Genomic DNA, 707 nt, shown 5'->3' with positions numbered 1-707 from the left:
GGCGGGCCGCTCGTCCAGCACCCGACCGGTGTCACTGCTGCTCTGACAGGCAGTGAGCCCCACGGCGACGACGACGGCGCCGGCGGCGAGGGCGACCGTGTTCCTGACCGATGCCATCAGTGCGTGAGCTCCTTCATGCCTGCGAACTGGGCCTGGACCGCGCTGGTGCAGGCAGCGCCCAGGTTGCTCTCAAGGGTGTGACGATCGCCGGAGGCCCAGAGGCCGCCATCCATCGACACCGTGATGTGCTGGAGTCCGATCGCACTGACCGTCACCGTCCCGTCGGCCGAGGATCCCTCGATGTGGAGCTCCTCCGACTTCCGGCGCTTCTCATCCGCGTGCGACCGGCGGCCTCGCTCTGCCTGCCCGAACGGGAGGCCGGAAACGTCACGCAGCATCGAGCGGTAGGCCCGGAAGCGATCGGCGACAGCGAGACGCAGCGCGGCGATGATCTGGGTGCGCAGCTGGTCGAGTGACGCCCGGTTGAAGTAGCCGTCGTCGATACGCACCTCGATGACCTGGTCAGCACGGTTCTGGACGAACACCGAGCCGTTGGGCGATTCGGTGACGACCACCGTCTCCGCCCATCGTTCGCGGAACTCGTTGGTGTCGCTCATCCCGGGAAGCTCCCCAGTCCGTCGTAGCCATGAATGTTCTTGCGCGGCACACTGCCCAACGCAGGGGCCGGCTTGCAGAACTCCGACCAA

Annotated in this window: 1 protein-coding gene; it reads right to left on the bottom strand. The window is 67.2% G+C overall.

The window, feature by feature from the left end:
- Positions 1 to 116: 116 nt before the first annotated feature.
- A complete protein-coding gene (locus tag ACOADB_RS20300) occupies positions 117 to 617 on the bottom strand; it encodes a hypothetical protein (protein ID WP_378602680.1) in 501 nt (166 codons plus the stop codon).
- Between the last annotated feature and the right edge of the window lie 90 nt (positions 618 to 707).

Origin of the sequence: Nocardioides sp. CPCC 206348 (genome assembly GCF_048654705.1) — a bacterium.
Taxonomy (GTDB): Bacteria; Actinomycetota; Actinomycetes; order Propionibacteriales; family Nocardioidaceae; genus Nocardioides.
The sequence above is the reverse complement of the archived record's forward strand: the minus strand, read 5'-3'. Positions and strand labels throughout refer to the sequence as shown.

Bases quoted from the DNA above. Each gene is read 5' to 3' on its own strand.
- ACOADB_RS20300 (WP_378602680.1), bottom strand. From the start codon at position 617: ATGAGCGACACCAACGAGTTCCGCGAACGATGGGCGGAGACGGTGGTC.